At 75.6% G+C, this 5,389-nt stretch carries 5 protein-coding genes; 2 read left to right on the top strand and 3 right to left on the bottom strand.

Translation table 11 applies throughout. From position 1 onward, the window contains the following. Positions 1–722 precede the first annotated feature (722 nt). Together GSY69_RS13340 and dinB are read right to left on the bottom strand one after the other, a co-directional pair. Positions 723–1,136 carry a DUF3040 domain-containing protein gene (locus GSY69_RS13340; RefSeq protein ID WP_160954327.1) on the bottom strand — a complete coding sequence of 138 codons (414 nt, stop codon included), beginning with the start codon at positions 1,134–1,136 and terminating at the stop codon, positions 723–725. Between the two features lie 209 nt (positions 1,137–1,345). Next, on the bottom strand, positions 1,346–2,596 hold the full coding sequence (gene dinB, locus GSY69_RS13345; protein WP_160954323.1) for a DNA polymerase IV: 1,251 nt from the start codon (positions 2,594–2,596) through the stop codon (positions 1,346–1,348). 28 nt (positions 2,597–2,624) lie between these two features. Here dinB and GSY69_RS13350 point away from each other — a divergent pair, with 28 nt between their 5' ends. Further along, entirely contained in the window at positions 2,625–3,746 is a 1,122-nt protein-coding gene (locus GSY69_RS13350) for a polyprenyl synthetase family protein (RefSeq protein ID WP_160954324.1), read from the top strand. Positions 3,747–3,755: 9 nt separating this feature from the next. Here GSY69_RS13350 and GSY69_RS13355 read toward each other — a convergent pair whose 3' ends face one another. Continuing rightward, complete coding sequence (locus GSY69_RS13355) at positions 3,756–4,109, bottom strand: Rv2175c family DNA-binding protein (protein WP_160954325.1); 354 nt, start codon at positions 4,107–4,109, stop codon at positions 3,756–3,758. A gap of 178 nt (positions 4,110–4,287) precedes the next feature. Here GSY69_RS13355 and GSY69_RS13360 point away from each other — a divergent pair. After that, positions 4,288–5,389 (top strand): LysM peptidoglycan-binding domain-containing protein (locus tag GSY69_RS13360; RefSeq protein ID WP_160954326.1); only part of this gene is annotated, 1,102 nt, incomplete at its 3' end.

Raw genomic sequence — 5,389 nt, forward strand, 5'->3', positions numbered from 1 at the left:
GCCGCTCGGGACGCGTGCGCGGGGCCGTGGCAACGGCGCTGCCCCGCTCCGTATTCGCCCGCTCAGGTGCCCGGGCGGGCAGCCGCCCGGCCCCGCGGCGCCAGCACTGAACCTGGCCGCGCTGCCGGGGTCCGCTCGGCGGCACCTCGGCGGCCGGACAGGACGGGCCGGCTGCTGCGGCGGCGGGTGAGTCGGCCGGTGCGCGGCCAGGCGCCGGGTGAGTTGGTCGCCGGGTGAGTCCGTTCGCGGTTGGCCCGGCCGCGGTTGACCCCGTCGGCCGGGAACGGCTGGCGCGGGCAATAAGGCTCGCGCTACGTCCCTCGCGCGCTGCGCTGCCCGCGCAGGTGCGGTGAGCCGGGGGGCGTGATGCCCGTGGCCGCGGAGGGTGCGATCGGCGCTGTCCTGCGATGTAGGGCGGGAGGCGCCGCCGGACGCGCGTGGCCTCCGCGCCCCGGGGAGCGGGCGGCGGGCGGGGCGCGCGCAGCCGTCACCTCAGGGCTCAGGGCTCAGGGCTCAGGGCTCAGGGCTCAGGGCTCAGGGCTCAGGGCTCAGGGCTCAGGGCTCAGGGCTCAGAAGAAGAGTACGGCACCGGCCGGAGAGAAAGCGCGACCCGGATTGGACGCCGAACGCGGGAATTCTGCCGGTTGCCCTAGGCGGCGTCAGCGCACCGAGGCGGATAGCGCACCGCCGGCGGCCGGCGATCGAGGAGTCGGGCGGGGGCGTCAGCCCTGGCCGCGCCGCTTGTCCCAGCGGTCCTCGAGACGGTCCATGAGCCCGGGGGTGGGCCGCTTGGCGGCCTTCGTGCCGCCGCGTGCCTCCTCGGCACCGGACTCGGCGGCCGCCGCTCGCGCGCTCGGAGTGCCCGAGACGGCCCAGTAGCCGCCGAACACCATGACGGCGAAGCCGACCACCCCGCCGATGGCGCTGAACGGCAGGTCGAGGAAGAAGATCGATGCGACCGCGATTCCGATGCCCACGACGAGGGCGAGGATCCCGGCGACGAAGCGCTTGGCCGACAGGCCCGGCCCCTGGGAGGCGGGGGCCTGCGCGATCGTGTGCGCGAAACGGGGGTCCTCCGTGCGCAGCTGCTTCTCGAGCTGGTCGAGCAGCTGCTGTTCGTGATCGGAGAGCGGCATCGCAAACCCCCTGTGGCGCGCGTCGTAGAGTACCACCATCATAGTCCCCAATCGCCGCGGCACGGAACCTGAGGGCCCACCGATTCTCCGCCCGTCGCCTGCGAGTTCCCGGGCAGCGCGCTGACGGCGGCAGCCGGGGCCGCCGCACCCGCGGCTGCGCCCGCCCGGCAGGGCGCCTTGCCCTCCGCGCAGCTCGCCTTGCCCTCCGCTCAGCGGGCAGTGCCCTCTCCGCGCTCCCCCCGGCGCAGCAGCGAGGCCTGCGAGATCGCGGTCCTGCCGAACTTCGCGCGCACCGCGTCGAGCGCGAGCTCGGCCTCCCGCGGCGTGTGCTCGGCGGCGTCGAGGGTCTCCTGGCGGCCCGCGTCCTCGATGCGCACGAGGTCCGCCGCGCGCAGGCCCAGCAGCCGCACGCCCTTGCGATTGTTCTCGTGGAGCGTGCGCAGCGCCGGCAGCAGCGCGGCGTGCAGCTCGGCGGCGACGTCCGTGGGGGCGGGCAGCGTGACCGAGCGCGAGGAGGTGGCGAACTCGCCGGTGCGGTACTTCAGGCCCACACCTCCGGCAGCCTGACCCTCGGCGCGCAGCCGATACGCGACGGTGTCGGCCAGCCGGAGCAGCTCGAGTTCGAGGTCTGCGAGGCGGTAGACGTCCGCGCCGAACGTGTGCTCGGCGCTGATCGTGTGGTCGCGCGCCCGTTCGTGGACGGTGCGGCGATCGCGGCCGCGGGCGTAGCCGCCCAGCACCGCACCGTGCGCGCCGAGCACCCTGCCGAGCCAGGCTGGGTCGGCCTGCGCGAGCTGGCCGATGCGGCGGATGCCGTAGGAGGCGAGCACCTCCTGGGTCCGCGCGCCCACCCCCGGCAGCGCCTCGACCGACATGGGCCCGAGGAACTCGGAGACCTGTGCCGTTGGCACGACGAGCATGCCGTCGGGCTTGGCCCGCGCGGAGGCCATCTTCGCCACGACCATCGTCGCAGCGACCCCCACGGATGCGGTGAGGCCCGTCTCGGCCTCGATCTGCGCGCGCAGGCGCTGGGCGATCTGGGCCGGGCGGCCCAGCCGCCGCTGGGCCGAGGCGACGTCTATATAGCCCTCATCGACGCTGACCTGGGCGTATTCGTCCGTCACGGCGCCGACGAGCTCGAAGACCCGGCGCGAGATCTCCCCGTACAGCCCGCGCGAGGGCGGGATGATGACCGCCTGGGGGCAGTTGCGGACCGCGACGGACATGGGCATGGCCGCGTGCACGCCGAATTCGCGGGCCTCATAGGAGGCGGAGACGACCACGCCGCGGCCCGCCCGGCCGCCCACGATGACGGGCCGACCGCGCAGCTCCGGGCGCGAGAGCAGCTCCGCGGAGACGAAGAACGAGTCCATGTCGAGGTGGAGGATCGTGCAGCCGGTGTCGTCGCCGCTCAGCTGCGAGAGGTCCCCACCCGAGCGGGCCAGCTGCTTTCGACTCACTTCTCCCCCGACCTGTACGCTGACCTGCATGGTACCCGGCAGCGCTGACACGGACCCCCCGCCCGCGCGTCTGAGCGACCCGGATGCCGTCATCGCGGCCGTGGACGCCCGGCTGGCCGCCTTCCTCGCCGAGGCCGCGGCCCAGGCCGCCCGGATCTCCCCCGCCGCCGCGGAGCTCTACGATCCGATCCTCGCGTTCGCCCGGCGCGGCAAGCGCATCCGCGCGCTCGCGCTGCGCTGGGGCTTCGAGGCAGCCGGCGGGGACGCTGCCCGGCAGCCGGGCATCGACGACGCCTGCGTGGCCGTCGAGCTCCTCCACGCCGCAGCCCTCATCCACGACGACATCATCGACGAGTCGGAGACCCGCCGCGGCAGCCCCGCCGTCCACACGGCGTTCGCCCGCTCGCACGCCGAGCACGGGTTCAGCGGCGCCCCCGCCCACTTCGGCACCGCGGCCGCCATCATCGCCGGCGACCTCTGCCTGAGCCTGAGCGAGCAGGCGCACGCCCGCACCGGGCTGCCTCACGCGGGTGCCCCGGAGGCCGTGCGCCGCCACGACGACCTGCGCCGCGACGTCATGCTCGGCCAGTTCCTCGACATCCGGATCCAGGCCGCCCCGATCGCCGCGGGCGACATCCGGGAGCGCGCCATGGAGGTTCTGACCTACAAGTCCGCGAAGTACTCGGTCGAGCAGCCGCTGCTGCTGGGGGCCGCGCTGGCCGGGGCGGGGCCGGAGCTGCTGGCCGCGCTCAGCGCCTTCGGGCTGCCGCTGGGCCGGGCGTTCCAGCTGCGCGATGACGAGCTCGGCGTCTTCGGCGACCCGGAGGCCACCGGCAAGCCCGCCGGGGACGACCTGCTGCAGGGCAAGCGCACCGTGCTGGTGGGGATGGCGCTCACCCGGCTCGACGCCGAGGACGCGGCGTGGCTGACGGCGCACCTCGGCGACCCGGGCATCGGCGCGGCGGACCTCGGGCGGATGCGCGAGCTGCTGCGCGCCTCGGGCGCGGTTGACGAGCACGAGGCGCTCATCAGCGCAGAGGAGGACGCGGCAGCCGCGGCGCTCTCGCGCCTGGGCGAACTGGGCCTGGGCGACGCCGACCTCGCGGCGCTGCGGGCCTACGCCGGGCGACTCACCCGGCGCGCCGCGTAGCCGCGCGGCTCAGAACGCGAGGGCCTGGGCGCGGCGGCGCACCTCGCCCTTCGCGCCGGCGCGCAGCTGGTCGATGGGGCGGCCCGGCAGCGAATCGTCCTCGGTGAAGAGCCACGCGATCGACTCGTCGTCATCGAAGCCCGCATCGTGGAGCAGCACCAGAGTGCCGCGCAGCGCGGGAACGACCCCGTCGTCGAGCAGGAACGCGGCGGGAACGCGGAAGACCTTCGGATCGCCGGTCTTGATGCCGCAGATCGCCCGGTCCTCCACGAGCCTGCGGACCTGGGAGATCCCCAGCCCGGTCACCTCCGCGATGTCCGGGAGGGGCAGCCAGGCGTCGACGAGTTCTTCTGCTGTGCTCACCCCACCAGGGTAGCGCGCACCCCCGCCCGGACGCGCCCGGTCGGACGTGCCCTCCGACACGCCGGGGGCGGCGCCTCAGGCACCGGGGCCGCGCCCGCCCGTAGGCTGGAGGCGTCGCCCGAGCACTCGCGCGGGCGGCGCACGCGCAGACTGACTTCCCCTAACGAGACTGCAGGTCATGACTGATTCAGCCCGCCACCCGGCCGCGCCGCGGCTGCGCCGCTCGCGCGCGGCCGCCGCTGAGTCGCCGCTCGCGCTCGCCTCATACTTCGCCCACGCGCCCGAGGCGCCCGCCGCACCCGCTCCCTCCCCTGCCTCGCGGTCGGCTGCCGCTGCCTTCCTGCCGAGCGCGGACCCCGTCCTGCCGCTCGGCGGCGAGGAGGCCGGCTTCACCCGCGGCACGGTCTCCGAGGCCGTCCCCGTCACCCACGGGGGGCGGACCTACCAGGTCCGCACGGGCGACACGCTGCTCTCCATCGCCGCGAAGCACGGCGTGTCCGCCCCCGCGCTCATCGAGCTCAACCGGCTGCGCGGGGCCGCCGCGCTGCGCCCCGGGCAGGTGCTGTCCCTGCCGCAAAAGGCGGCGCCCACCCGCCCTGCCGGCCACCGCGTGCGCAAGGGCGAGACGCTCAACTCGATCGCCTGGACCCACGGCATCGCGCCCGGCCAGCTGCGCCGAGCCAACGCGATGGGCGAGTCCTCGCTCATCGTCGTGGGCGAGGTGCTCGCGCTGCAGGGCTCCGGGGCCACGAGCGGGCGCCGTCGTCCCGCCCCGCCGGCGGACCTGCCGGCCCTGCCCGCCTCGATCGCGGGCGCGGACTACCCGGCCGAGGTGCTCGCCGCGGCCGCGCTCAACAAGCACCTCCTGCTCTCCCGGCCCGCCCCGAGCGTCCGCTGGGCCGGTGCCGCCGTCGAGCGGCTCGCCGGTGAGCTGGGCGTCAGCCCCGAGCTCGCATTCGCGCTCGCCCAGCAGGAGTCGGGCCTCAACCACCGCACCGTGTCCCCCGTCAACGCGATCGGCATCATGCAGGTCACGCCCGCGGCCGGGCAGTGGGCCTGCGCGCTGACCGGGCGCCGGCTCAACATCCTCGATGCCGCGGACAACATCGTCGCGGGCCTGGCGATCCTGCGCCGCCTGCTGGCGGACGCGGCCGACGAGGGCGCCGCCCTCGCCGCCTACTACCAGGGGGCGGCCAGCGTCGCCGCGCACGGCAGGGCCGCGGACACCGTGCGCTTCGTGCGCGCCGTCGAGGCCACGGCCGACCGCCGCCGGCGCACGG

It is taken from the genome of Brevibacterium rongguiense (assembly GCF_009857845.1).
GTDB classification, from domain to species: Bacteria; Actinomycetota; Actinomycetes; order Actinomycetales; family Brevibacteriaceae; genus Brevibacterium; species Brevibacterium rongguiense.

Excerpts from the sequence above, each read along its gene's own strand:
- GSY69_RS13340 (WP_160954327.1), bottom strand. The coding sequence starts at position 1,136 with ATGCCGCTCTCCGATCACGAACAGCAGCTGCTCGACCAGCTCGAGAAG.
- GSY69_RS13350 (WP_160954324.1), top strand. The coding sequence starts at position 2,625 with ATGGTACCCGGCAGCGCTGACACGGACCCCCCGCCCGCGCGTCTGAGC.